General features: G+C 71.4%; 22 protein-coding genes and 1 other RNA gene. 19 read left to right on the forward strand and 4 right to left on the reverse strand.

Annotation, left to right across the window (positions count from 1 at the left end):
- The first annotated feature begins 21 nt into the window (after nucleotides 1–21).
- The 4 genes from ACWD11_RS10090 (at nucleotide 22) to ACWD11_RS10105 (ending at nucleotide 3331) form a co-directional block, all read left to right on the forward strand.
- The gene (locus ACWD11_RS10090) at nucleotides 22–1185 is read left to right on the forward strand and encodes a S41 family peptidase (RefSeq protein ID WP_389415692.1); all 1164 of its coding nucleotides are present in this window, start codon (nucleotides 22–24) and stop codon (nucleotides 1183–1185) included.
- Nucleotides 1186–1261: 76 nt separating this feature from the next.
- Nucleotides 1262–1804 (forward strand): SsrA-binding protein SmpB, encoded by a 543-nt coding sequence (smpB, locus tag ACWD11_RS10095; RefSeq protein WP_389416418.1) that lies wholly within the window; start codon nucleotides 1262–1264, stop codon nucleotides 1802–1804.
- 83 nt (nucleotides 1805–1887) lie between these two features.
- Nucleotides 1888–2256, forward strand: a transfer-messenger RNA (tmRNA) gene (gene ssrA, locus ACWD11_RS10100).
- Nucleotides 2257–2359: 103 nt separating this feature from the next.
- Nucleotides 2360–3331 carry an extracellular catalytic domain type 1 short-chain-length polyhydroxyalkanoate depolymerase gene (locus tag ACWD11_RS10105; RefSeq protein ID WP_451282382.1) on the forward strand — a complete coding sequence of 324 codons (972 nt, stop codon included), beginning with the start codon at nucleotides 2360–2362 and terminating at the stop codon, nucleotides 3329–3331.
- On the opposite strand, the gene ACWD11_RS10110 is transcribed toward ACWD11_RS10105, so the two are convergent.
- Both ACWD11_RS10110 and ACWD11_RS10115 read right to left on the reverse strand, forming a co-directional pair.
- Nucleotides 3328–4332 carry a LacI family DNA-binding transcriptional regulator gene (locus ACWD11_RS10110; RefSeq protein ID WP_389415694.1) on the reverse strand — a complete coding sequence of 335 codons (1005 nt, stop codon included), beginning with the start codon at nucleotides 4330–4332 and terminating at the stop codon, nucleotides 3328–3330. The two genes, ACWD11_RS10105 and ACWD11_RS10110, sit on opposite strands and share 4 nt — an antisense overlap.
- A 69-nt stretch (nucleotides 4333–4401) precedes the next feature.
- Nucleotides 4402–5652, reverse strand: a complete 1251-nt coding sequence (locus ACWD11_RS10115) for an MFS transporter (protein WP_451282384.1) — start codon at nucleotides 5650–5652, stop codon at nucleotides 4402–4404.
- An 83-nt stretch (nucleotides 5653–5735) separates the two neighbouring features.
- Between ACWD11_RS10115 and ACWD11_RS10120 the strand changes: the two genes are divergently transcribed.
- From ACWD11_RS10120 to ACWD11_RS10155, 8 genes are all read left to right on the forward strand, one after another.
- Complete coding sequence (locus ACWD11_RS10120; protein ID WP_451282386.1) at nucleotides 5736–6692, forward strand: LysR family transcriptional regulator; 957 nt, start codon at nucleotides 5736–5738, stop codon at nucleotides 6690–6692.
- A gap of 156 nt (nucleotides 6693–6848) precedes the next feature.
- A complete protein-coding gene (locus ACWD11_RS10125; protein WP_451282388.1) occupies nucleotides 6849–8207 on the forward strand; it encodes a hypothetical protein in 1359 nt (452 codons plus the stop codon).
- A complete protein-coding gene (locus tag ACWD11_RS10130; protein WP_389415698.1) occupies nucleotides 8207–10405 on the forward strand; it encodes a glycosyltransferase in 2199 nt (732 codons plus the stop codon). The genes ACWD11_RS10125 and ACWD11_RS10130 overlap by 1 nt, the downstream gene beginning before the upstream one ends.
- Entirely contained in the window at nucleotides 10402–11670 is a 1269-nt protein-coding gene (locus tag ACWD11_RS10135; protein ID WP_451282390.1) for an acyltransferase family protein, read from the forward strand. Before ACWD11_RS10130 ends, ACWD11_RS10135 begins: the two co-directional genes overlap by 4 nt.
- Before the next feature lie 96 nt (nucleotides 11671–11766).
- Entirely contained in the window at nucleotides 11767–12375 is a 609-nt protein-coding gene (locus ACWD11_RS10140; protein ID WP_451282392.1) for a hypothetical protein, read from the forward strand.
- Nucleotides 12372–12674, forward strand: a complete 303-nt coding sequence (locus ACWD11_RS10145; RefSeq protein ID WP_250076385.1) for a hypothetical protein — start codon at nucleotides 12372–12374, stop codon at nucleotides 12672–12674. The genes ACWD11_RS10140 and ACWD11_RS10145 overlap by 4 nt, the downstream gene beginning before the upstream one ends.
- The gene (locus ACWD11_RS10150; RefSeq protein ID WP_451282394.1) at nucleotides 12671–14059 is read left to right on the forward strand and encodes a hypothetical protein; all 1389 of its coding nucleotides are present in this window, start codon (nucleotides 12671–12673) and stop codon (nucleotides 14057–14059) included. The genes ACWD11_RS10145 and ACWD11_RS10150 overlap by 4 nt, the downstream gene beginning before the upstream one ends.
- 8 nt (nucleotides 14060–14067) lie before the next feature.
- Nucleotides 14068–14658, forward strand: a complete 591-nt coding sequence (locus tag ACWD11_RS10155; RefSeq protein ID WP_389415702.1) for a hypothetical protein — start codon at nucleotides 14068–14070, stop codon at nucleotides 14656–14658.
- On the opposite strand, the gene ACWD11_RS10160 is transcribed toward ACWD11_RS10155, so the two are convergent.
- Complete coding sequence (locus tag ACWD11_RS10160; protein ID WP_389415703.1) at nucleotides 14641–15171, reverse strand: hypothetical protein; 531 nt, start codon at nucleotides 15169–15171, stop codon at nucleotides 14641–14643. The two genes, ACWD11_RS10155 and ACWD11_RS10160, sit on opposite strands and share 18 nt — an antisense overlap.
- Nucleotides 15172–15379: 208 nt before the next feature.
- On the opposite strand from ACWD11_RS10160, the gene ACWD11_RS10165 reads away from it, so the two are divergent.
- Both ACWD11_RS10165 and ACWD11_RS10170 read left to right on the forward strand, forming a co-directional pair.
- On the forward strand, nucleotides 15380–16762 hold the full coding sequence (locus tag ACWD11_RS10165; protein ID WP_389415704.1) for a nitrate/nitrite transporter: 1383 nt from the start codon (nucleotides 15380–15382) through the stop codon (nucleotides 16760–16762).
- Nucleotides 16763–16883: 121 nt separating this feature from the next.
- Nucleotides 16884–18044 carry a uroporphyrinogen-III synthase gene (locus ACWD11_RS10170; protein ID WP_389415705.1) on the forward strand — a complete coding sequence of 387 codons (1161 nt, stop codon included), beginning with the start codon at nucleotides 16884–16886 and terminating at the stop codon, nucleotides 18042–18044.
- A gap of 164 nt (nucleotides 18045–18208) precedes the next feature.
- Here the strand turns inward: ACWD11_RS10170 and ACWD11_RS10175 are convergent, their stop codons facing one another.
- Entirely contained in the window at nucleotides 18209–18673 is a 465-nt protein-coding gene (locus ACWD11_RS10175; RefSeq protein ID WP_389415706.1) for an anthrone oxygenase family protein, read from the reverse strand.
- Nucleotides 18674–18838: 165 nt separating this feature from the next.
- Between ACWD11_RS10175 and ACWD11_RS10180 the strand changes: the two genes are divergently transcribed.
- The 5 genes from ACWD11_RS10180 to ACWD11_RS10200 all read left to right on the forward strand — a co-directional run bounded on the left by ACWD11_RS10180 (nucleotide 18839) and on the right by ACWD11_RS10200 (nucleotide 25320).
- Nucleotides 18839–19441 (forward strand): CGNR zinc finger domain-containing protein, encoded by a 603-nt coding sequence (locus ACWD11_RS10180; protein ID WP_389415707.1) that lies wholly within the window; start codon nucleotides 18839–18841, stop codon nucleotides 19439–19441.
- A gap of 267 nt (nucleotides 19442–19708) precedes the next feature.
- The gene (locus ACWD11_RS10185) at nucleotides 19709–20293 is read left to right on the forward strand and encodes a sigma-70 family RNA polymerase sigma factor (protein WP_186287205.1); all 585 of its coding nucleotides are present in this window, start codon (nucleotides 19709–19711) and stop codon (nucleotides 20291–20293) included.
- A gap of 50 nt (nucleotides 20294–20343) precedes the next feature.
- Entirely contained in the window at nucleotides 20344–21105 is a 762-nt protein-coding gene (locus ACWD11_RS10190; RefSeq protein WP_389415708.1) for a zf-HC2 domain-containing protein, read from the forward strand.
- Nucleotides 21106–21188: 83 nt separating this feature from the next.
- A complete protein-coding gene (locus ACWD11_RS10195; RefSeq protein WP_389415709.1) occupies nucleotides 21189–23486 on the forward strand; it encodes a HelD family protein in 2298 nt (765 codons plus the stop codon).
- A gap of 397 nt (nucleotides 23487–23883) precedes the next feature.
- Nucleotides 23884–25320 (forward strand): NAD-dependent malic enzyme, encoded by a 1437-nt coding sequence (locus tag ACWD11_RS10200; protein WP_389415710.1) that lies wholly within the window; start codon nucleotides 23884–23886, stop codon nucleotides 25318–25320.
- Nucleotides 25321–25333: the final 13 nt, after the last annotated feature.

Below are 25333 nucleotides of genomic sequence, written 5' to 3' on the forward strand. Positions count from 1 at the left end.
CGTTGTCCTAGACTCACCGGCATGTCAGGCCGTGACCTGTTCTGTCAGCCCCGCCGCATGCGCCGCGGGGCCGCCCTGACATTGGTGTTCACCAGTGTGCTGGTCGCCGGAGCGGCCACCGGATCGCTGCCCGGACCCGACCGGAAGTCGGCCCCCGGAGCGGTCCGTTCGACCACCGCGGCCCGCCACGAGCAGGTCGCCGAGGCCGCCGCCGAGGCCATGGCCGACGGCAAGTCGCCCATGGAGGCCGCCGAGCGCGCCGTCAGCCGCAGCGGGGACCGCTGGGCCGCCGTGTACTCCCCGGGCGAGTACGAGGAGTTCGAGGAAGCCCTCGACGGCCGCTACACCGGTGTCGGGCTGCGGGCGCGGCGCGAGCGGGACGGCCGTATCGAAGTGACCAAGGTGCGCGCCGGGTCGCCCGCCGCCACCGCCGGGATCCGGGCCGGTGACCGGCTGCGCAGTGTCGACGGCGAGAAGGTCGACGGGCGGCCCGTCACCGAGGTCGTCTCCTTACTGCGCGGCGACGCCACCGACGCCTCCGCCGGTACGACGGTCCGGCTCGGCATGGAGCGCGGCACGCGCGCGTGGACCCTCACCGTGCGCCGCGCGGAGCTGTCCACGGACTCCGTCACCGCCCGCCGGATCGCCGGCGGCGTCACGGTCATCCGCATCGACTCCTTCACCAAGGGCTCCGGCAGCGCGGTGCGCACCGCGGCACGGCAGGCCCCGGGCGGCGGCGGGATCATCCTCGACCTGCGCGGGAACTCCGGCGGCCTGGTCACCGAGGCCGTCACCGCCGCCTCCGCCTTCCTCGACGGCGGCCTGGTCGCCACCTACGACGTGGACGGCGAGCAGCGCGCCCTGCACGCCGAGCCCGGCGGCGACACCACCCGCCCCCTGGTCACGCTGGTCGACGGCGGCACGATGAGCGCGGCCGAGCTGCTCACCGGCGCCCTCCAGGACCGCGGCAGGGCGGTCGTGGTGGGCTCCCGCACCTTCGGCAAGGGCTCGGTGCAGATGCCCAGCCGGCTGCCGGACGGGTCGGTCGCCGAGCTGACCGTGGGGCACTACCGGACGCCGTCCGGGCGGGAGGTCGACGGGCGGGGCATCACGCCCGACCTGGAGACCGAGGATCAGGCCCTGGAGCAGGCGCGGACCGTGCTCGGCGGGCTCGGCGACCGGTAGTCCGCGCCCCGCGCGGATAAGCACTGGTACCGGGCCCCCTCTCTAGTGCGAAAATGGCGGCACTATGAGCAAGGGAATGTACGTACCGAAGGAGGCCCAGCCCAAGCAGGGCGGGGCGGCCGCCAAGGCCAGGGACGGCGAGAAGGGCGGCAAGCGCAAGATCGTCGCGCAGAACAAGAAGGCCCGGCACGACTACGCGATCATCGACACCTACGAGGCCGGGCTGGTGCTCAGCGGTACCGAGGTGAAGTCGCTGCGCCAGGGCCGGGCGTCGCTGGTCGACGGGTTCGTCCACATCGACGGCGGTGAGGCGTGGCTGCACAACGCCCACATCCCGGAGTACGCCCAGGGCACCTGGACCAACCACTCCGCGCGCCGCAAGCGCAAGCTGCTGCTGCACCGCGAGGAGATCGACAAGCTGGCGGTCAAGGCCGACGAGACGGGCCACACGATCGTGCCGCTCGCGCTGTACTTCAAGGACGGCCGGGCGAAGGCCGAGATCGCGCTCGCGCGGGGCAAGAAGGAGTACGACAAGCGCCAGACCCTGCGGGAGAAGCAGGACCGGCGGGAGTCGGACCGGGCGATCGCGGCGGCGAAGCGGAGGGAGCGGGGCCAGTAGGAATACGGTGGCACGCCGGTGCGTTGGTCACGTACGATGGCACCTGCACCTCACCGAGGGTGCGCGGTTTGAAAAATCAACATGGGGATGATCGGTTTCGACAGCGGATGTCGAAGCAGGGGAAGCGTGTCGAGGAAGCGGCAATGATCTCGTAAACCATATGTCGCAAACAATAATCGCCAACACCAAGCGCGATTCCTTCGCCCTCGCTGCCTAAGTAGCGACTTGCGAAGTGTCAGCCCGGGGCTGTTCCCGACCCGGATCCTGGCATCAGCTAGGGAACTAAACCTTGATCCCGGTCACGGGGTGAAGAGGGAAATCTAACAGTGACTGAGCCCGTTCCGGACTTGTCTGGGTGATCCGGAGGGCTGAGAAACTCGTACCAGACTGCACACGGAGAAGCCCTGATTCTGCACCGTTGGACGCGGGTTCGATTCCCGCCATCTCCACAATTCCCATGTACACGAGGGCCTGGCGGCCACACACCCGCCGGGCCCTCGTTGTGTTGTCCGGCGCCATACCGGCGGGTTGTTCACGGTTCTACGGTCCCTCCCCATGACGCAGACCAGAGCCGTGACCCTTCTCACCGTCCTGACGGCCCTCCTCGCCGTCCTGATCACCCCGGCGCCCGCGTCCGCCGCCTCCCTCCAGGAGGTCACCGGGTTCGGGAGCAACCCCGGAGCCCTGCGGATGTTCCGGTACGTCCCCGACGGCCTCCCCGCCGGGCGGCCCGTGGTCCTCGCGGTCCACGGATGCACCCAGAACGCCTCCGGGTACGCCACCGGCACCGGCTGGCTCCGGCTCGCCGACCGCTGGGGCTTCTCCGTCGTCCTGCCGCAGCAGCAGAGCGTCAACAACGCCTCCGGCTGCTTCAACTGGTTCCAGAGCGGTGACATCCAACGCGGCCAGGGCGAGGCCGCCTCCCTCGCGCAGATGGTGGACCGGCAGCTCGCCGACGTCGGCGGGGACGCCTCCCGGGTGTACGTCACGGGGCTGTCCGCCGGGGGCGGGATGACGGCCGTGATGATGGCGGCGTACCCGGAGAAGTTCCGGGCCGGCGGTGTCGTCGCCGGGCTGCCGCACGGGTGCGCCCAGGCCGCCGGGTCGCCGTACGTGTGCATGTACGTCGGTGCCACCCAGACCCCGCGCCAGTGGGGCGACCGGGTGCGGGCCGCCCGGCCGGGGTACGCCGGGCCCTGGCCCACCCTCACCGTCCTCCATGGCACCGCCGACTACACGGTGAAGCCCGTCAATATGACCGACCTGGTGGAGCAGTGGACCGACGTGCACGGCGCCGACCAGTCGGCCGACGTCGAGGACACCGTCGCCGGCTACCCCCACCAGGTCTTCCGGGGCCCCGCGGGCAACCCCGTCGTCGAGACCCACAGCATCACCGGCATGGGCCACGGTCAGCCCGTCGACCCCGGCACCGGGAGCGCGCAGTGCGGGACGGCCGGTGCCTACTTCCTCGACGTCGACCTGTGTGCCGCGCACCGGCTCGGGCAGACCTGGGGGCTCGGCGGTTAGCCGCGCGGCGCCACGCTCTGCCGTTCCGTCAGCCGGGGCGGCAGCAGGGTCGCCCCGGGTACGGCAGCGCCCGTCAGCTTCCGCATCAGCAACTGCACCGCGCGCTCGCCCAGTTCGGCGGTGGGAAGGGCGACGGAGGTGATCGGTACCCGGAGCGCGGTGGCCGTTTCGGCCGGACAGATGGCCGTGACCGAGAGGTCGGCCGGGACGCGCAGCCCGAGGTGCTCGAAGGCCGCCAGCAGCGGATTCAGCACGGGTTCGTTGTGGACCACCACGGCCGTCAGGGCCGGCTGCTCCCGCAGCAGCCGTTCCGCCAGCGCTCCGGCCGCCGCGGGGGTCGGCTCGCAGGGGTGGATCGAGGAGGTGAGGCCGGAGCGGTCCGCCGCGGTGGTGAAGCCCTCCGCCACCCGCTCGGCGAACGCCGTCCCGCGCGCGTACACCTCCGGCGGGGAGCCGATCAGGGCCACCACCCGGTGGCCGCGCCCGGCCAGATGGTCCACGCAGGCCTCGCCCGCCGCCCGGAAGTCCAGGTCTATGCAGGTCAGACCCGGGGCGGCGGCGGGCAGGCCGATCATCACCGACGGCAGGTCCAGGGCCCGGAGCAGCGGCAGGCGGGGGTCGTGCAGCTGTACGTCCATCACGATCAGCGCGTCCGCCAGGGCTGTGTCGGCGACGCGGCGCAGGCCCTGCACGCCCTCCTCCTGGGTCAGCAGCAGCACGTCATGGTCGTACCGTCGCGCCGCCGTCACCACCGACGCCGCGCACTGCATCACCACCGGGACGTGCATGCCGGGCCGCAGGGGCACCACCAGCGCCAGGACCTTCGAGCGGGCGCTCGCCAGGGCGCGGGCGCCGGCGTGCGGGCGGTAGCCGAGTTCGCGGATGGCGCGGGCGACGCGTTGCCGGGTCTCCACGGAGATCGGGCGCTTGCCGCTGAGGGCGTAGCTGACCGTACTGGGGGACACCCCGGCGCGCCGGGCCACATCAGTGATCTTCACCATCGGGCACCCTCACGTGACGACACGTCGAAGCGCTTCGACGGGGGAAGGTAGGCGAGGGGCGCGGGTGGGTCAATGGGTGGGACGGGATTGGAGGTCGGGGTTCACCCGGCCGACCCCCCGCCCGTCCGCTCCGGCTCCCGCCCCTCGGGAGACCGCGAGCGTCAGCGCCAGCACGGCTGCCGCCACCGGCACGCCGTACCCCGCCGTCGGCGAGACGTGTTCCGTGGTCCAGCCGCCGGCCGCGCTGCCGAGGGCGATGCCGCCGAGCAGGCCGGTCACGGCGAGGGTCATGCCCTCGTTGAGGCGGTCCTCGGGGGTGCGCCGCTGGACCAGCGTCATGTTGGTGATCATCGTGGGGGCGGTGGCCATCCCGGACACCAGCAGGGCGCCCGCCAGGACCACGAGGGAGCCGGTGAGGGACGCGGCGAGCAGGGGCAGCGTCAGCAGGGCCGCCATCGCGGCGAGGCACCACGGATAGCGGCGCTCGGCGGAACCGCCCGGCTTCAACGCCCCGTACAGCAGTCCCGCCGCACACGAGCCGCCCGCCTGGAGCGCGAGGATCACCCCGGCCGCCGTGCCGTGTCCCTGTTCGTCCGCGAAGGCGATCGTGACGACCTCCAGGGCGCCGAACACGGCCCCCATCGCCAGGCAGACGGCGAGCAGGGAGGGCATGCCCGGGGCGCGGAACGGCGGTTGCGTGGCGGTCGCCGGAGGCCGGACCGGCGGTTCGGTCGAGCGCTGGGCGGTGAACAGCGCCATGCCCGCCACCAGGAGCAGCACCCCCACCAGGGTGCCCGCCTCCCGGAAGAGACTCCCGCACAGGACGGCCGCGAGGACCGGACCCAGCATGAAGCAGAGCTCGTCCGCCGCCTGCTCGAAGGAGTTCGCGCGGTGCAGCGCCGCCTGGTCGCCCTTGAGCAGATACGCCCAGCGCGCCCGTGCCATACCGCCGGTGTTGGGAGTGGTCGCGGTGGCGGCGTACGCGGCGAAGAGGGTCCAGTCGAGGGCGCCGGTGCGGACGCACAGCACCAGCGCGAGCCCTCCGAGGGCCGCGACGAGGGTGGCGGGCAGGGCGACCCGGGCCTGGCCGTACCGGTCGATCAGCCGCGCGATCCAGGGGGCGACCAGCGCGGTGGCGGCCAGGCCGGTCGCGACCACGGCACCGGCCAGGGCGTACGAGTCCCGCGTCCCGGCGATCATGATGACCGCGCTCACGCTGAACATGCCCATGGGGAGGCGGGCCAGGAGGTTCCCGGCGGTGAAGGCGCGGGCGCCGGGTATGACGAACAGGCTGCGGTATCCGGAGGTCGGTTGCGGCATGGGGCAACCCTCGCCCGGAGTCGATCAAGGGGTCCAACACCTTCTCCGTACCGATTCACGCACCCGCGTTGTAAGTTCCCGTCATGCCCGACCCCCGTCTGTTGCGTGCCTTCCTCGCCGTCGCCGAGGAACTGCACTTCACCCGCGCCGCCGCCCGGCTCTACGTCGCCCAGCAGGCGCTCAGCCGGGACGTACGGCGGCTGGAGCGGGAGCTGGGCGCCGAACTGTTCGTACGGACCACCCGGCAGGTGACGCTGACCGCGGACGGCGAGCGGCTGGTGCCCCACGCCCGGCGGGCGCTGGCCGCGCAGGACGACCTGCTCGCCGCGTTCGGGCAGGCCAGGCCCCTGCTGGTCGATGTGAACTCACCCGGGCTCGGCACCGGGCGGCGAGTGCTGGGGCGGGCCCGCGAACTCGCCCCCGACCATGAGCTGATGGCCCGCTACGAGAGCGGGCTGACCGGAGCGGCGGCCGAGCTGCTCGCCGGGCGGCTCGACGCCTCCTTCGGACGGTTCACCGGTCTCGACCCGGCGCTGCGGGCGGGTCTGGAGCAGCAGCCCGTGCGGTTGGAGCCGATGGCGGTCCTGCTGCCCGAGGACCATCCGCTGACCGGTCTGCATCAGGTGCCCCTCGCCGCGCTGGCGGGAGAGACCGTGTACGCGGGTGCGGGCAATCCGCGCACACCGGAGTGGACCGACCTCGCGCACCAGCTGTTCGAGGGACGCGGCATCGAGGTCGCCGCGCCCGCGCCGCTCGCCGTCGGGCACGAGGAGTTCCAGCGGATCATGAGCAAGACGCGGACGCCGGTGCTCGTCGTGGTGGACTTTCCCGCCATGCCCGGCTCGGTGCTGCGCCCTTTGATCCATCCCGTGCCCCTGTCACCGGTGTCGCTGGTGTGGCGCAGGGGGCTGGTGCACCCCGGACTGGACGCGCTGCGGCGGGCCGCGGCCGAGCTGGCGGGGCGGGAGCAGTGGCTTCGGTCACCCCCCGATGGATGGATTCCGGCCAGTGACAAAGTCACGATGCGGCTCCACAACTGAGACAGCGCAAACACCGGAGTCACTCGTGCGCTACATTCTTCGCCTGAGCACAGTGTGATAAAGGGGGCGCTCGAACCAGGTGGGGGCCTGGTTTCGATCGACGAGTGCTCGGTGTCGTGCGCGCACCCGGAACTGTCCCTGGGGGGATGTGTGCGCGTGAAGAACTGGCGAGAAGACGCCCAACCGGAGTGGCCGGAGGTGGCGTCCGCGACCAAAGCGACTCCGGCTGCCGGCGGTGACACCCAGGCGTTCGCGGAGACCGCCGCTCAGCGGGTGGCCCCGACGGGCGCCGACGAGACGACGGTGCTGCCGCAGGCCGCGCCCGCCGACGGCTCCGGCGCGGAGGGCCGCGCGGATCTGACCGAGCTGCTCTCGGCGTTCGACCGGTTCGACCGGCCGGATGCCGCTCCGGGAGCGGGCGGCGCGACAGAGACGCCGCGCCGGGCGCGGAGCGGGGGCGAGGTGTTCACCCCGCGCGGGGGCGTGCGTACGCCTGCCGCGGGCGCCGCGCCTCGGGATCCGTTCCCGCCGGTCGGCGGCGGGGTCCGCGAGACTCCGGTGGCCTCGGGCTCGATTCCGCAGCAGGCGTCGGCCTCCCCTTCGATTCCGGCACAGGCTCCGGCTTCGATTCCGCAGCAGGCCTCGGCCTCCCCTTCGATTCCGCAGCAGGCCTCCGGGTCGGTACCGGCTCCGGCCCCGACTCCCGGGGCTCCGCGAGGCGGTGCCCTGCACGACCCGTGGGACGAACCGGTGCAATCCGGCCACACCCATGACCCGCACGAGGTCACCATCCAGCTCGACGGCATCGGCCTCCAGCTCGACGGCTCGCTGCGCGCGGCCAAGGCCGCCCCCCGCGGTGGCGGTGCCGAGAGCTCCGACGGCCCGGTCTTCGTCGACGAATCCGGCCGTCGCAGCCGCCGCTTCCGGCGCCTGGGCATGCTGGTCGCCATCGCCTGCGCGGTCTACGCGGTCGTCATCGTCGCCACCGTGCTGTCCGGCAACTCCAACGCCCCCTGGCTGCCGGTCCAGGACCCGAAGAAGGACACCCCGGCCGGCCAGGTCGACACCTCGCCGGTGCCCGCCGAGTCGGCGCCGCCCGCCGACACCGAAGGCGTCACCCCGGGCGCCTCCCCCTCCGGCAGCGACGGCGTCACGCCCTCCCCGGGCGCCGACGCCACCGCCCCGGACGACGCCGGCAGCACCGAGGAGCCGGGCGCCAGCACCGACCCCGAGCCGACGGCGACCAAGCCGACGACGCGCCCGGGCGCCGACCCGACGCCGGACCCGGACCCCACCGACACGGCTCCCACGCCCGACCCCGAGCCCACCGAGACGGACACCGGCGAACCCACGCCCGACCCGACTCCGACCGAGGACCCCGGCGACACCGCCGGCACCGGAACCGACACGGTCGCCGCTCCGCCGGCCGACCTCGGCCCGGTCACCCAGGGGCCCGTCGCGGCACCGGCCGCTCCCGCAAGCCCGCACGACCCGTCCCCGGAGTACACCCTCTGATGGCTTCCCGCACCAACCGTCGGGGCGCCGTGCCCCAGGCCCCCGACGGTCCCCGGCGCCGCCGCCTGCCCATGCGCCTGCTCCTTCCCACGCTCGTCCTCGCCGCGCTGATGGCGATGCTGATGCTGCGCGGGTACGTGCACAGCGAGATCCTGGCCGACCACCGCGTCCGCCCCGCCGCCGCCTCCGACCAGGTCCCGGAGCAGATCCTCAAGGGCGGGCCGGTCATCGACGCCCGCAGCGGCCGTACCCAGAGCCTGGGCCTGCCGGACCGGCGGCTCGTCCTCACCTTCGACGACGGCCCCGACCCCGAGTGGACGCCCAAGGTCCTGGACGTACTGAAGAAGTACGACGCGCACGCCGTCTTCTTCGTCACCGGCACCATGACCTCGCGCCACCCGGACCTGGTCCGGCGCATGGTCGAGGAGGGCCACGAGGTCGGCCTGCACACCTTCAACCACCCCGACCTGTCCTACCAGTCGAAGAAGCGCATCGACTGGGAGCTGTCGCAGAACCAGCTGGCGATCTCCGGCGCCGCCGGCATCCGCACCTCCCTCTTCCGCCCGCCGTACTCCTCCTTCGCCGCCGCCATGGACAACGAGTCCTGGCCGGTGACCGAGTACATCGGCTCCCGCGGCTACATCACGGTCGTCAACAACAACGACAGCGAGGACTGGCGCAAGCCCGGCGTCGAGGAGATCATCCGCAAGGCCACGCCCAAGGGCCGCGAGGGTGCGATCGTCCTGATGCACGACTCCGGCGGCGACCGGCACCAGACCGTCGAGGCGCTGGACCGCTTCCTGCCGCAGATGCAGGAGCGGGGCTACGAGTTCGACAACCTCACCGAGGCCCTCGACGCCCCCAGCGCGCACAGCCGGGTCACCGGCGTCGACCTGTGGAAGGGCAAGGCGTGGGTCTTCCTGGTCCAGGCCTCCGACAACATCACCGCCGTCCTCGTGGTCGGGCTCGCGATCATCGGGTTCCTCGTCATCAGCCGGTTCGTGCTGATGCTCGTGCTGTCCGCCGCCCACGCCCGCCGAGTGCGCAAGAAGGGCTTCAGCTGGGGCCCGCCGGTGACCGAACCGGTGTCGGTGCTGGTGCCCGCGTACAACGAGGCCAAGTGCATCGAGAACACCGTCCGGTCCCTGATGGCGAGCGAGCATCCCATCGAGATCCTCGTCATCGACGACGGCTCGACCGACGGCACCGCGCGGATCGTGGAGGCGATGGGCCTGCCGAACGTGCGGGTGGTCCGCCAGCTCAACGCGGGCAAGCCCGCCGCGCTCAACCGGGGGCTGGCCAACGCCCGGTACGACATCGTCGTGATGATGGACGGCGACACCGTCTTCGAACCGGCCACGGTCCGTGAACTGGTGCAGCCCTTCGGCGACCCGCGCGTCGGCGCCGTCGCGGGCAACGCCAAGGTCGGCAACCGGGACTCCCTCATCGGCGCCTGGCAGCACATCGAGTACGTGATGGGCTTCAACCTGGACCGCCGGATGTACGACATGCTGCGCTGCATGCCGACGATCCCCGGCGCGGTGGGAGCCTTCCGCCGGACGGCGCTCGAACGGGTCGGCGGCATGAGCGAGGACACGCTCGCCGAGGACACCGACATCACCATGGCGATGCACCGGGACGGCTGGCGGGTCGTCTACGCCGAGAAGGCCCGCGCCTGGACCGAGGCACCGGAGACGGTCCAGCAGCTGTGGTCCCAGCGCTACCGCTGGTCCTACGGCACCATGCAGGCGATCTGGAAGCACCGCAGGGCGCTGGTGGAGAGCGGTCCCTCGGGCCGCTTCGGCCGCGTCGGACTGCCGCTGGTCTCCCTGTTCATGGTGCTGGCCCCGCTGCTGGCCCCCCTGATCGACGTTTTCCTCCTCTACGGCCTGATCTTCGGCCCCACCCAGAAGACGATCATCGCCTGGCTGGGCGTCCTCGCCATCCAGGCCGTCTGCGCCGCGTACGCCTTCCGTCTCGACCGGGAACGCATGACCCACCTCATCTCGCTGCCCCTGCAACAGATCCTCTACCGCCAGCTCATGTACGTGGTCCTCCTCCAGTCCTGGATCACCGCCCTCACCGGCGGCCGGCTGCGCTGGCAGAAGCTGCGCCGCACGGGCGTGGTGGAGGCGCCGGGAGGCCCGGTCCCGCGCCGGCGGGCGGCCGATGCGAGCGATCGGAGGCCGGTCGGATGACACAGGGCATACCGCAGCAGTCGTACGGCTACGAGCCGTACGGCATCCCGGAGCAGCAGGCGCCTGCCGCTCCCGAGCACGAGCCCGTACCCGTACCCGCGCCTGTGCCGGAGAAGCCGGGCCGGGACCGTTACCTGGACCTGCTGCGCTCGATCGCGCTGGTCCGGGTCGTGGTGTACCACCTCTTCGGCTGGGCCTGGCTGACCGTGCTGTTCCCCTCCATGGGCGTGATGTTCGCGCTGGCGGGCTCGCTGATGGCACGGTCGCTGAACCGCCCCGCGTGGGGTGTGATCAAGGGCAGGGTGCGCCGGCTGCTGCCCCCGCTGTGGGCGTTCAGCGCGGTGGTGCTGGCGCTGATGTTCGCGGGCGGCTGGAACCCGACGAAGAACACGGAGGACAGCCCCACCTGGGCTCTCCTGGAGCTGATCAACTACATCGTGCCGATCGGCGCCCCGCCGTTCCCCTGGCACATCGGCTCCAAGACGGGCCTGCTGGAGGACACCTGGGCGGTGCAGGCGGCGGGACCGCTGTGGTACCTGCGCGCCTACCTGTGGTTCGTCGTCGCCTCCCCGCTGCTGCTGTGGGCCTTCCGCCGCGCCCCCTGGCCGACCCTGCTGGCCCCGCTGGCACTGACGGCGGTGGTCGGCACCGGAGTGGTGACGATCCCCGGCGAGACCGGCAACGCGGTCACCGACTTCGCGGTCTACGGCGGCTGCTGGGTGCTGGGCTTCGCCCATCACGAGGGCCTGCTGAAGAAGATCCCGCGCTATGTGGCCGTGTCCGGGTCCTCGCTGCTGATGGCCTTCGGCCTGTGGTGGGCCTCGGGCCACCTGGGCGCCGACGGCTGGGACCTGAACGACATCCCGCTCGCCCAGGCGACCTGGTCCTTCGGCTTCGTGGTGATCCTGCTGATCTACTCCCCGTCCTGGCAGGAGCTGCCCGGACGCCTGGCGAAGTGGGACAGGCTGGTCACCCTCTCCAACAACCGCGCGGTCACGATCTACCTCTGGCACAACATGCTGATCATGGCCACCGTCCCGATCCTGGACCACCTCTACGACCTGCCCTTCATGCAGGGGGAGCGGGCGGTGGCGGCCCTGGACTCGACGTATCTGATCTGGATGTTCTTCCTGGTCTGGCCGCTGATCGGGCTGACGATCGCGGCGGTGGGCTGGATCGAGGACATCGCCGCGAAGCGGCGGCCGCGGCTGTGGCCGAACGGTGTGCGCCGCGGGGGATCCCGCAGGCGCTCCGCCGCGGGATGACCGTCGGGTGTGGGGGCGGACCGCTTTCTCGGCGGCCGGGCAGCCGCTACCGTAACCACGCCGTACGACGATCATTTCGCGTCAGCAGGAGCCTCCATGAACGACATGCGTGCGCCCGTGTTCGGGTTGGTCACGCCTGAGGACTGGTACCGGATTCCGCTGCGGCCGCGGGAGCGGATGGAGGCGTCCGTGGCCGCCCTCGTCAAGCGGCAGTTCGCCGGGGTCGACGATCAGCCCGTGCTGCGGCGGAAGGCCGGGGAGCAGTTGCTCGGGGCCGCCGACGCGGGGATCGAGCAGGGCGGGGTGGTGCTCTACCTGTCGTTCCTTCAGGCGGGGGGCATCCCGCTGTCCGCCTCCCTCCTCGTCTGCCGGATCTTCGAGAAGTTCGACAGCCTCGATGCCGTGGTCGCGCTCGCCGGGTCCGGGGAGGTCGAGCCGGTCGAGCTCCCCGCCGCGGGGCCCGCCGCCCGGCTGCTCCGCCGTGAGCGGCCCAAGCAGTCGCGGAAGCTGGGAACCGAGTTCGAGGACACGATCGTGGAGTACTTCGTGCCGGTTCCCGAGCGTGACGAGGTGCTGCTGCTGACCTTCAGCACGCCGCTGGAGCCGATCGCCGAGGCCATGGTCGGGCTCTTCGACGCCGTGGCAGGAACCCTGCGCTGGCATCAGGCAGAGGGCACCGAGGGGACAGAGGGGACGGCGGAGTGAGCAAGAAACTCAAGGTCTCCACCGACGACCTGCGCACCGCCGGTACCGGCCTGCGGACCGTGGCGACCGAGCTCGAAGGGCTCGACAAGCTCATGGACGCCTACGACCGCCGGACCGTCGGGCACCAGACCCTCCACGAGCGGCTCCAGGAGTTCTCCGACGGCTGGGACGACAACCGCAAGAAGATGATCGAGGAGATCAAGGGCCTCGGCACGCTCGCCCACGAGGCGGGCAAGGCGTACACCGCGCTGGACACCGCGCTCTACGACGCCCTCGTGGGCAAGGGGAAGAAGAAGTGACCCGTCCTGCTGACCACCGGTGGGAGGTGCTCGGGGAGACCGGTGACCCGGTGCCCGGCGACCTCCACGACATGAAGGCGCTCTCGCGGCGGTTCGCGGCCACCGCCAAGACCATCACCGACACCGCCGCCGCCCTGCGCCGGATCGGGAACCTGGAGAGCTGGGACTCGGAGGCGGGCCGCGCCTTCGCCGAGAAGGCCAACGAGACCGCGAAGACGGTGAGCAAGGCGCACGACCGGTACGCCGACGCGGCTTCCGCGCTCAAGGAGTACTGCACCGAGCTGGAGAGCGTGCAGGGCGACGCCGACAAGCTGCTCACGCAGGCGGAGACCAAGGCCGGTGATCTGTCCACCGCCAAGTCCACCGCCGCGAACCCGCCCAAGGGCACCGACGACGCCGCCCAGGACAAGCTCGACAAGAAGGCCGCCGACCTCCAGGGCGACCTGGACGGCCTGCGCGAGCAACTCGCCGGGCTGAAGACCCGGCACAAGGAGGCGGGCGACAAGGCCGCCAAGAAGATCCACGACACCACCGAGGGCGACGGACTCAACGACTCCTGGCTGGACGACCTCCGGGACACGTTGAAGCTCGTCAGCGATATCACGGGGGCCATCGCGGCGGTGTGCGGGCTGCTCGCGCTGTGCGTCGGCTGGATCCCCGTCATCGGCCAGGCCCTGGCGGGGGTGCTGGGCACCATCGCCCTCATCGCGACGGCGATCTCCCTCGTCTGCCATGTCCTGCTCGCCGTCAACGGCGACGGCTCCTGGGGCGATGTCGCGATCGACGTCCTGGGGCTTGCCACCTTCGGTATCGGGCGGGTCTTCGGCGCGGGAGCCAAACTCGCAGCCAACGCCGGGCGCAGCCGGGTGTGGACCGCGGCGGCCCAGTACGTTCGTGGCTGGCACCCGGGACTGAACTCGGCCGCGCGGCGAGCGCTCGTGGTGGAGATGGTCGGCCCGCGCGCCGGAGCTCTCGGTCGTGCGGTGCCCGATGTGTCTTTGGGGGCAGTCTTCAGGGGACTGCCGCGCTCCTTCGTGGATGATCTGGGCACCATCCGAAGCAATTGGAAGGATGTCTTCAAGGCCCGGGACAACGTCGATGCTGTCCGGGACGCGTGGAATGCGGCCGGTCCACGAGGCTTGGCGAGCATGTTCGTTGGTCCGGGCATGGTCGACGAACTCGGCCGGATCAAGAACATCGACCCGACGGATCTGAACTTCATCGGTACGCCGGACGCCTTCAAGCAGGCTCTGGCCTACAACTCCTGGGCACTGAGCGGCACGGCCACTGGCGGCCTGTCCGACACCAACAGCCTCACGGGTCTGTTCGGCGGCGATCCGGAGATCGATGTCACGGGTGCCGACGCCTCTCTGGCCGGAAGGTGAGGCCCATCGTGACGCCGACGACGGACGACTGGCACGAATGCCGGGTCTCCCTGCCCACTCCTGAGAACTGGTTGGTCCTGGATCTGGGGAGTCAGGACCCGCAGGGCTGGGCGCACGCGGTTGCAGAGCAGCACCTCGCCCCCGGCTCTGGGCGGGAGCGGCGTGATGCCTTTGCCGAAGACCTGCTGTGGTACTGGCTGGCAGCGGCCAGGCAGCGAGCCCTCTGTGCGGCATTGCTGGCACCGGCCGATAGCGCGATCATCGCCAGTTACACCGTTCGAGAGCTGCGGATTCCCCCAGCGTCCTTGAGCGTGGCCGCCCTTCGGGCCGAGGCCGCCCAGGCGGAAGGGCCGTTCTTCGGAAACCCGAAGCTTTCGGAGGTCGAGCTCCCTCTGGGCTCGGCGCTCCGGGTCCACCGCCAGGAGCCAACGGCACCCGACTCCGACAGCGGTGTGATCGTGGAAGGAGTGGCCCACTATGTTCTCCCGCGCCGATCCCTGACAGTGCTGGAATGTCGCCTCCTGTGGACATCCCTGGGGCTCGGCGAGGAACTGTGCAAAATCGCTGACGAGTTGGCGGCCTCAGTCCGACTGGCGTGACAGACGGCCCCCGAACACATTGCCAAGCCCCAGCCGCTCCCAGGGCGCCAGGGCCAGCGGAATCCAGCTCAGACCGATGACGAGGACGCTGACGAGTGAGACGGCGCGCTCCGGGAGGATCCACCCCAGCTGGGACAGGACGAAGGCCAGCAGCACCACGAACACGTCGAAGATCACGAGGGCGAGCACATTCCGTGCTGCCGCGTCGGGCCGGACTCGCGGCTTCTCCTCGGTGCCATGCGCCATGCCGATCAACAGCGCGGGCACGAAAGCTCCCGTGATGGCGCCGAAGGCGATGCCCCCGACCACCACGGCACTACGCCCGTCATCGGGCACGACAGCGGACAGCAGCGAGGTGTCGGCCAGCGCGAGGAGAAGCGCAACACCAGCGAAGCCTCCGAGGACCATCGCTGCGAAGACGAGGACGAGCCCCGCTCCGAACACGATGTTCCCGACCAGTGAGCGCCCTGCGCGCTGTTCCCGCGCACCCGAGGACCGCGACTCAGCGGACATGGACTCTCCCCTTCCTGTGGGGTCCGCTAGAGGATAGCGGCGCCTGGGTGGCCGGTGGCGTCACGGGAACCTCTCATCCCACCTCCGTCAAAGGTGAGAGCAACGTTCCTTTCCGGTCACCCGGTGGCACAGGCAGGAAACGCGCCCTCCCTACCTTCGGGATCAGCCACTGGAGTACGACCTGAGCCCGGAGCCCCGTGGAGGCGTCATGACAGCCCCGAGTACTGCCCCCGCCGCGAGCAGGGGAGGCCGCTGGATCGATCACTGGGATCCGGAGGACGAGACCTTCTGGAACGAGAAGGGCGAGAAGATCGCCCGCCGGAACCTGTACTTCTCCGTCCTCTCCGAGCACATCGGCTTCTCGATCTGGACCCTGTGGTCCGTCATGGTCCTCTTCATGGGCCCGGAGTACGGGCTGACTCCGGCGGACAAGTTCACCATCGTGTCCATGGCGACACTGGTCGGAGCCGTCGTCCGGGTGCCGTACACCTTCGCCGTGGCGATCTTCGGCGGGCGGAACTGGACGATCATCTCGGCCGGCCTGCTGCTGCTGCCGACGGTCGCCGCGTTCAGCGTGATGGAGCCGGGGACGTCCTTCACCACGTTCCTGGTGTGCGCGATGCTCGCCGGCGTCGGCGGTGGCAACTTCGCCTCCAGCATGACCAACATCAACGCCTTCTTCCCCCTGCGCAAGAAGGGCTGGGCGCTCGGCCTGAACGCCGGCGGCGGCAACATCGGCGTGCCCGTCGTGCAGCTCGTCGGCCTCGCGGTGATCGGCGCCGGCGGCGGGCCGCGCCTGCTGCTCGGTATCTACATCCCGCTGATCGTCGTGGCCGCGGTCCTCGCCGCGCTCTACATGGACAGCATCTCGTCCGTGAAGAACGACACCGGCGCCGCCAAGGACGCGGTCAAGGAGGGGCACACCTGGATCATGGCCTTCCTCTACATCGGGACGTTCGGCTCGTTCATCGGCTACAGCTTCGCCTTCGGCCTCGTCCTGCAGACGCAGTTCGGCCGTACGCCGCTCCAGGCCGCCTACGTCACCTTCATCGGCCCGCTGCTCGGCTCGCTGATCCGGCCCGTCGGCGGCGCCCTGGCCGACCGGTTCGGCGGGGCGAAGATCACGCTGTGGAACTACGTCGCCATGGCGGCCGCCACCTCCGTGATCATCGTGGCCTCGATGCGGGAGTCGCTGCCGCTGTTCACCACCGCGTTCATCGCCCTGTTCGTGCTGAGCGGCCTCGGCAACGGCTCGACCTTCAAGATGATCCCGGGCATCTTCCACACGAAGGCCCTCGCCAAGGGGCTCACCGGTGAGGAGGCCGCCGCCTACGGCCGCCGCCTGTCCGGCGCCTCCATGGGCCTGATCGGTGCGGTCGGCGCGCTCGGCGGACTCGGCATCAACCTCGCCTTCCGCCAGTCCTTCCTCTCGGTGGGCTCCGGCACCGGCGCCTTCGTCGCCTTCCTCGCCTTCTACGGCGCGTGCTTCGTGGTCACCTGGGCCGTATACCTTCGCCGCCCGGCGGCGCAGGAGCGGGCCACGACCGCCGCATCCGAGTCGAAGCCGCAGCTCAGCTATGCCGAGGTGTGAGACGGGTGTGACGTAACACCGTGGACATCAAGCCGAACCGAGCCTGTCACGCACCATTGACAGGCTCGATCGGCATGCGGGTGTACCCGATATGTGACGACTCGAGTGCGGGACGAGAGTTATGTACGACGAACAGCACAAGCCCGGTCACGGGCAACACGGGCCCCTCGCGGGGTTCACCGTCGGTGTGACCGCCGCGCGCCGGGCCGACGAGCTCGGGGCGCTGCTCCAGCGCCGCGGCGCCGCCGTCCTGCACGCCCCTGCCCTGCGCATCGTGCCGCTCTCCGACGACGGTGAACTCCTCGCCGCCACCAAGGAGATCGTGGACCAGGCGCCGGATGTCGTCGTCGCCACGACCGCGATCGGATTCCGGGGGTGGGTCGAGGCGGCCGACGGCTGGGGGCTCGGCGAGGACCTGCTGGACCGGCTGCGGGGGGTGGAACTGCTGGCGCGCGGGCCGAAGGTGAAGGGCGCGATCCGGGCCGCCGGGCTGACCGAGGACTGGTCGCCGTCGTCCGAGTCCATGGCGGAGGTGCTCGACCGGCTGCTGGAGGAGGGCGTCGACGGGCGGCGGATCGCCGTACAGCTGCACGGGGAGCCGTTGCCCGGGTTCGTCGAGTCGCTGCGGGCCGCGGGCGGGGAGGTGGTCGGGGTGCCGGTGTACCGGTGGATGCCGCCGGAGGACCTCTCTCCGGTGGACCGGTTGCTGGATGCCACGGTGTCCCGCGGGGTCGACGCGCTGACCTTCACCAGTGCGCCGGCGGCGGCGTCGCTGCTGACCCGGGCGGAGGAGCGGGGGCTGCTGGCGGAGGTGCTGGCGGCGTTGAACCATGATGTGCTGCCCGCGTGCGTGGGGCCGGTGACCGCGCTGCCGTTGCAGGCCCGGGGTATCGACACGGTGCAGCCCGAGCGGTTCCGGCTCGGGCCGCTGGTCCAGCTGCTGTGCCAGGAACTGCCCTCCCGGGCGCGGGCGTTGCCGGTGGCGGGGCATCGCGTGGAGATCCGGGGGCATGCGGTGCTGGTGGACGGGGCGCTTCGGCCGGTGCCGCCGGCCGGGATGTCGCTGCTGCGGGCGCTGGCCCGGCGGCCGGGGTGGGTGGTGGCGCGGGCGGAACTGCTGCGGGCGCTGCCGGGTACGGGGCGGGATGAGCATGCCGTGGAGACGGCGATGGCTCGGCTCCGGTCGGCTCTCGGCACGCCGAAGTTGATCCAGACGGTGGTGAAGCGGGGGTATCGGCTGGCGCTGGATCCGGCGGCGGATTCGAAGTACGCGGACGTGTAGGTGGGTCGGTCGTCGGTCGTCGGTCGTCTGCGGCGCGGTGGGGGCTGGTCGCGCAGTTCCCCGCGCCCCTGAGGTGGGTGGGGGTGTGGGTCGTTGGTCGGCTGGCCCGCCGCGAGGGCTGATCGCGCAGTTCCCCGCGCCCCTGAAGGCGGCTCCGCCGCCCCCTATTTGGGGCTCCGTCGCCCCAGGGCTGTGGTCAGGCAGGCTGTGCCTGCTGTCAGTAGTGCGGCTCGTATCGCGTTCCAGGCCGCCCACCGGTCCTCGAACTCGGCCCGTAGCGCCGTCGGATCGCCCGGCCTCGCCAGGGCGTCGTTCAGGGGGATGTTCGCCGTGACCGTCACCGCCAGCGCGAGCACGTTCGCGGCCAGGGCCGCCCAGACCCAGCGGTGGCCCGGGGCGCCCCGCAGGTGCCATGCCGCCCAGCCCGTCAGGGCCGGTGCGCCGAAGAAGGTCAGCAGGAACACCGGGTTCTGGATCACCTCGTTGATGTTCCGCATCACCTCGACGTACACCTCGTCCTCGCTTCGGGCCAGCCCCGGCAGCACCGCGCAGCCGAAGGCGTAGAACGTGCCGGCGAGCAGTCCCGTGGTGAGCGTGGCCGCCGTGAGGGTGGCTGTCCTTGTCGTCATGTCCTCAGTCAAGTCACCGCTCGCCGCCCGGAACATGGCCCCGACGCCCGGCCGCATAAGCGCGCGTCCACTAGGGGTTCCAGCCGCGGAAGCGGGAAGGCACTGTTAGAGGGAACGGTTCGTCCGGGGCCGGACCCGGGATGACCCCTAGGCGGTGACAGGCACATGGCACTGGGTACGGCCACGGTCCCGTACGAGCTGCGCTTCGACGCGGGACGGATCTGCCTCGATCTCCTCGCCACGACCCACCCGGTGGAACGGCTCGACTCCGTCCCGGTGCTGTGCGCGTGGATCACCGGGGCCGGGCTCGTCCCGGCCGGCACCCCGCTCGGGCACGCCGACCCCGCCTGGCTCGCCGACTTCCGCGAACTGCGCAACGGAGTCGACCAGTTGGTGCGCGGAGCCCTGTCCGCCGAGGCCAGGTCCTGGTCGTCGTACGGCCATGCCCTCGTCCGCGTCAACGACACCGCCCGCACCCCGCCCCCCGCCCCGCGCGCGATCCGTGCCCAGGACGGCACGCTGGTACGGGAGTTGGAGGGGCCGCCGGAGCGGGACGCGCTGCTCGCCGCGGTGGCGCGGGATGCCGTGGAGCTGCTGACGGATCCGCTCGCGCGGGCGGGGCTGCGGCAGTGCGAGGGGGACAACTGCCCGATCGTCTACCTCGACACCTCGCGCGGGCGGCGCAGGCGCTGGTGCAGCAGCGAGGTGTGCGGGAACCGGGAGCGGGTCGCCCGGCACCGGCGGCGGGCGGCGCTCGCCCGCGCCTGACGAAGTGTTATGTCCCCTCTGTGACGCGGCTATCGAAGTGATGTCGATTACATATCCTTTGCCTTCGCCGGGGCCATGCGACGGCGACTCCCCGTCCGCCGATGGCGGAAAGGTGAAGACATCGAGGGGGGAATGTGCCCCGGTGTCCTCTCCGTCATGTCACCCCGCAGAAAACTGTCACCCCACTTTGAACACCCAACGTCCTCGCCGCGTACCGGTGGTGGAGCGACTGACTGGGGGAGCCCAGATGAATCGGGGACACCGGAGGTGGGCGTGCGCAAGGATGCGGCCGTGGCCAAAGAACGTGGATCGAGGGCCCGACATCGCATGTCCCAGCCCTCGGTCGAACCTGACGAGGAGCTGATGCGTGCTCTGTACAGAGAGCACGCCGGACCCCTGCTCGCGTATGTGCTCCGGCTGGTCGCCGGCGACCGGCAGCGCGCCGAGGACGTCGTGCAGGAGACGCTCATCCGTGCCTGGAAGAACGCCGGCCAGCTCAATCGAGCGACCGGATCGGTACGCCCCTGGCTGGTGACGGTCGCCCGGCGCATCGTCATCGACGGCCACCGCAGCCGGCAGGCCCGGCCGCAGGAGGTCGATCCGTCGCCGCTGGAGGTCATCCCCGCGGAGGACGAGATCGACAAGGCGCTGTGGTTGATGACGCTGTCGGACGCGCTCGACGACCTGACCCCCGCCCACCGGGAGGTGCTCGTCGAGACGTACTTCAAGGGACGTACCGTGAACGAGGCGGCCGAGACGCTCGGCATACCCAGCGGCACCGTCCGTTCCCGGGTGTTCTACGCCCTGCGGTCGATGAAGCTGGCACTGGAGGAGCGGGGGGTGACGGCGTGATGAACACCTACGGGGGATACGGAGCAGGGGGTCCGGGTATGACTGGCCCCATGCAGGGATCTTCGGGCGCGAACGAGCACGAGACCGTCGGCGCCTACGCCCTCGGGATCCTCGACGACGCCGAGGCAACCGCTTTCGAGATGCACCTCGCGACCTGCGAGTGGTGCGCCCAGCAGCTCGACGAGCTCGCCGGGATGGAGCCGATGCTGGCCGCGCTCGCGGATCTGCCCGGCGCCGGCACACCCGCCATCGGCGAGTCGCTGTCGGCCAAGCCCAGCCCGCGCCTGGTGCACAACCTGGTCGACGAGGTCGCCGAGCGCCGCGCGCTGACCCGCCGCCGCAGCTTCTACATGGTGGCCGCCGCGGCCGCGCTGATCGTCGGCGGCCCGGTCGCCGCCATCGCCACCACCGGCGACGAGGGCGGCACGTCCACCGAGGCGCACGCCACCAGCCCCGCCAAGGCCGCCTTCGACGTCATGCCGGACCGGGTCTCCGGCCGGGACGCCTCCACCAAGGTCTCCGCGACCGTCGCCATGGAGACGAAGGCCTGGGGCACCCACGCCGTGCTGGAGCTGAAGAACGTCACCGGTCCGGAGAAGTGCTCCCTGATCGCCGTGGGAAAGAACGGCGAACGCGAGACGATCACCTCCTGGTCCGTCCCGAAGTGGGGCTACGGCATCCCGAACGCCCGCACCGAGCAGGCCCGCCAGCCGCTGTACGTGCACGGCGGGGCGGCCTTCACGCCCGAGGAGATCGAGCGCTTCGAGGTGCTGACCTTCGACGGCAAGCGGCTGGTCGAGGTGGACGCGTGAGGCCGCTCCGGGCGGACGCATAGCTTCCAGGGCCCCCCTTCGCGTACGGTTGACGGCTGCCCAGCACGTCAGAAGGGGGCCCGGTGGCCGCACAGGCTCAGCAGGAAACCGCGGTCGGTGCGGTCCCGGATTCGGTCCGGGACCGCGAGATCAGCGTTGAACAGGAACACCTGGACCGGGTGTACCGGCGCCTCGAGGAAAAGATCCATGAGGCCGAGTTCCTCATGCACGACGCGGCCAGGCGCGGCCAGGTCGGCACCCCCGGAGCGCTCGCCGAGCGGGACGCCCAGGTCTTCCGGGCGGGCGTCCACCTCAACCGGCTGAACAACGAGTACGAGGACTTCCTCTTCGGCCGGATCGACCTGCTGCTCGGCAAGGACGGCAAGAAGGGCCCGGACGGCGCCTACACCGCCGTGGAGCCCGCCGACGGCGCGGTGCGCTCCGACAACACCGCCGACATCGCCGAGACCCTGCACATCGGGCGGATCGGGGTCCTCGACACCGACTACGCCCCGCTGGTCATCGACTGGCGGGCGCCCGCCGCCGCCCCCTTCTACCGCTCCACGCCGGTCGACCCCGGCCGGGTCGTCAGGCGCCGGGTCATCCGCTCCAAGGGCCGCCGGGTCCTCGGCGTCGAGGACGACCTGATGAGACCCGAGCTCACGGCGTTCCTGGGCGGCGACGCACTGCCCGTGATCGGCGACGGCGCCCTGATGGCCGCCCTCGGACAGGCCCGCACCCACACCATGCGGGACATCGTCGCCTCCATCCAGGCCGAGCAGGACCTGGTCATCCGCGCCCCCGCCGCCTCCGTCACCTACGTCGAGGGCGGCCCGGGGACCGGGAAGACGGCCGTCGCCCTGCACCGCGCCGCCTACCTGCTCTACCAGGACCGGCGCCGGTACGCGGGCGGCATCCTGATCGTCTCGCCGACCCCGCTGCTGGTGGCGTACACCGAGGGTGTGCTCCCCTCGCTGGGCGAGGAGGGCCAGGTCGCGATCCGGTCGATCGGCTCGCTGGTCGACGGCGCCGAGGCCACGCTGTACGACTCCCCGGCCACGGCCCGCGCCAAGGGCTCGTACCGCATGCTCAAGGTGGTGCGGAAGGCCGCGCGCGGAGCGCTGGAGCTGAACGATTCTCCGGACCGGCTCCGCGTGGTCGCCTTCGGCCGCCGCATCGAGCTGGAAGCCGGGGAACTGGCCGAGATCCGCCGCACCGCCCTCAGCGGCACCGCGCCGGTGAACCTGCTGCGCCCGCGCGCCCGCAAGCTCCTGCTGGACGCCCTGTGGTCGCGCTCCGGGAGCGCCGGCCGGCACACCGACCCCGAGCTCGCGGCCGAGCTGCGCTCCTCCTTCGACGAGGACGTGACCGGCGAGGACTCCTTCATCGAGTTCCTCGACGCCTGGTGGCCCGAGCTGACCCCGAGGGCCGTGCTCGAGGCGATGGCCGACGAGAAGCGCCTCGGCCGCTGGGCCCGGCGCGTCCTCAACCCGGGCGAGATCCGCCGGGTCGCCCGCTCCCTGCGCCGGGACGGCTGGTCCGTGCACGACATCGCCCTGCTCGACGAGCTGCAGGCGATCCTCGGCACCCCGGCCCGCCCCAGGAAGCGGCGCGAACTGGACCCGCTCGACCAGCTCACCGGGCTGGAGGAGCTGATGCCGGTCCGCGAGGAGACCCAGCGCGAACGCGCCGAGCGCCTCGCGCAGGAGCGCGTCGAGTACGCCCATGTCATCGTCGACGAGGCCCAGGACCTCACCCCGATGCAGTGGCGCATGGTCGGCCGCCGCGGCCGGCACGCCACCTGGACGGTCGTCGGGGACCCGGCCCAGTCCTCCTGGTCCGACCCGGACGAGGCCGCCGAGGCCCGCGACGAGGCCCTCGGCAGCCGTCCGCGCCGCCGCTTCCGGCTCACCGTGAACTACCGCAACCCCGCGGAGATCGCCGAGCTGGCGGCGAAGGTGCTGGCGCTCGCCATGCCCGGCTCCGAGTCGCCGTCCGCCGTCCGCTCGACGGGGGTCGAGCCGCGGTTCGCCGTCGTGCGCGAGTCGCTCGGCCGGACCGTCCGCGAGGAGGCCGCCCGGCTGCTCGACCGGGTCGACGGCACCGTCGGGGTCGTCGTCGCCATGCAGCGCCGCGAGGAGGCCACCCGCTGGCTCTCCGGACTCGGCGACCGGGTGGTGGCCCTCGGCAGCCTGGAGGCCAAGGGCCTGGAGTACGACGCGACGGTCGTCGTCTCGCCCGCGGAGATCGCCGACGAGTCCCCGGCCGGCCTGCGCGTGCTCTACGTCGCCCTCACCCGCGCCACCCAGCAGCTGACGGTGGTCTCGGCCGAGCGGGACGAGCCGGACGCGACGGGGGTGCCGGACCTTCTGAGGGACTGATTCGCCCCTTCGGCGGGACCGGCTCGGCCTTCCGCGGGACTCACTCGCGGGACGGGAATGGTCTTACGGGCCGGGTTTGTTAGCCTGGGTGTGGCACCGGCCCGATCCAAGCCCCCGGGCCCAACCTTCGTCGCTACGAGCGACCACTTGCCGCGAGGCGAGCATGGCGGGTCGGTGTCACTGAACGACCGAGAGGCCCACGTCCGTGTGACGTGGGCCTCTTTGTTGTCGTAACCCTGGCTGATCGATTCTCGTATCGTGGAAGATGTTTTCCGAACTCGTCGTCCACCGGTGAACAAAAAGTCCGCAATCCAGGGCGGCTACCACGTACTGAGCGGTAGGTGCGACGATCGGACGGCACAACTTCGCGACACGGTGAAAGCAGAGGAAGTCGGCCATGGCAACGGCGCCCAGCGTCTCCTACTCGATGACCATCCGGTTGGAGGTGCCCGCGAGCGGAACGGCCGTCTCGCAGCTCACCACCGCCGTGGAGTCCTCCGGAGGCTCGGTCACCGGCCTCGACGTCACCGCGTCCGGGCACGAGAAGCTCCGTATCGACGTCACCATCGCGGCGTCGTCCACCGCCCACGCCGACGAGATCGTCGAGGAGCTCCGGGGCATCGAGGGCGTCACCCTCGGCAAGGTCTCGGACCGTACGTTCCTGATGCACCTCGGCGGCAAGATCGAGATGCAGTCCAAGCATCCCATCCGCAACCGTGACGACCTGTCCATGGTCTACACGCCGGGTGTGGCCCGGGTCTGCATGGCCATCGCCGAGAACCCCGAGGACGCCCGCCGGCTCACCATCAAGCGCAACTCCGTCGCGGTCGTCACCGACGGCTCCGCGGTGCTCGGCCTGGGCAACATCGGGCCCAAGGCCGCACTGCCGGTCATGGAGGGCAAGGCGGCCCTGTTCAAGCGGTTCGCCGGGATCGACGCCTGGCCGATCTGCCTGGACACCCAGGACACCGACGCCATCGTCCAGATCGTGAAGGCCATCGCCCCCGGCTTCGCCGGCATCAACCTCGAGGACATCTCGGCGCCCCGCTGCTTCGAGATCGAGGCGCGGCTGCGCGAGGCGCTGGACATCCCCGTCTTCCACGACGACCAGCACGGCACGGCGATCGTGGTGCTCGCGGCGCTCACCAACGCGCTGCGGGTGGCCGCCAAGTCGATCGAGGGCATCCGGGTCGTCATGTCCGGCGCCGGCGCGGCCGGTACGGCCATCCTGAAGCTGCTGCTCGCGGCCGGGGTGAAGAACGCCGTCGTCGCCGACATCCACGGCGTGGTGCACGCGGGCCGCGCGGACCTGGTGGACGCCGCCCCCGACTCGCCGCTGCGCTGGATCGCCGACAACACCAACCCCGAGGGCTTGACCGGCACGCTGAAGGAGGCGGTGCGCGGCGCGGACGTCTTCATCGGTGTCTCGGCGCCGAACGTCCTCGACGGCACCGACGTGGCCGCGATGGCGGAGGGCGCCATCGTGTTCGCGCTCGCGAACCCCGACCCCGAGGTGGACCCGGCAATCGCCCGTCAGACGGCGGCAGTTGTGGCCACCGGCCGCTCCGACTTCCCGAACCAGATCAACAACGTGCTGGTCTTCCCGGGTGTCTTCCGCGGTCTGCTGGACGCGCAGTCCCGCACGGTCAACACCGACATGATGCTCGCGGCCGCGAAGGCGCTGGCGGCCGTGGTGACCGAGGACGAGCTGAACCCGAACTACATCATCCCGAGCGTCTTCAATGACAAGGTCGCGGGCGCGGTGGCGGGCGCGGTGCGGGAAGCGGCGAAGGCGGCCGGGCTGGCGCCGGGCGACCACTCCGGCGGCGTCTGACGACGTGACGATC

The sequence above is a fragment of the Streptomyces sp. NPDC002776 genome, from assembly GCF_053592195.1.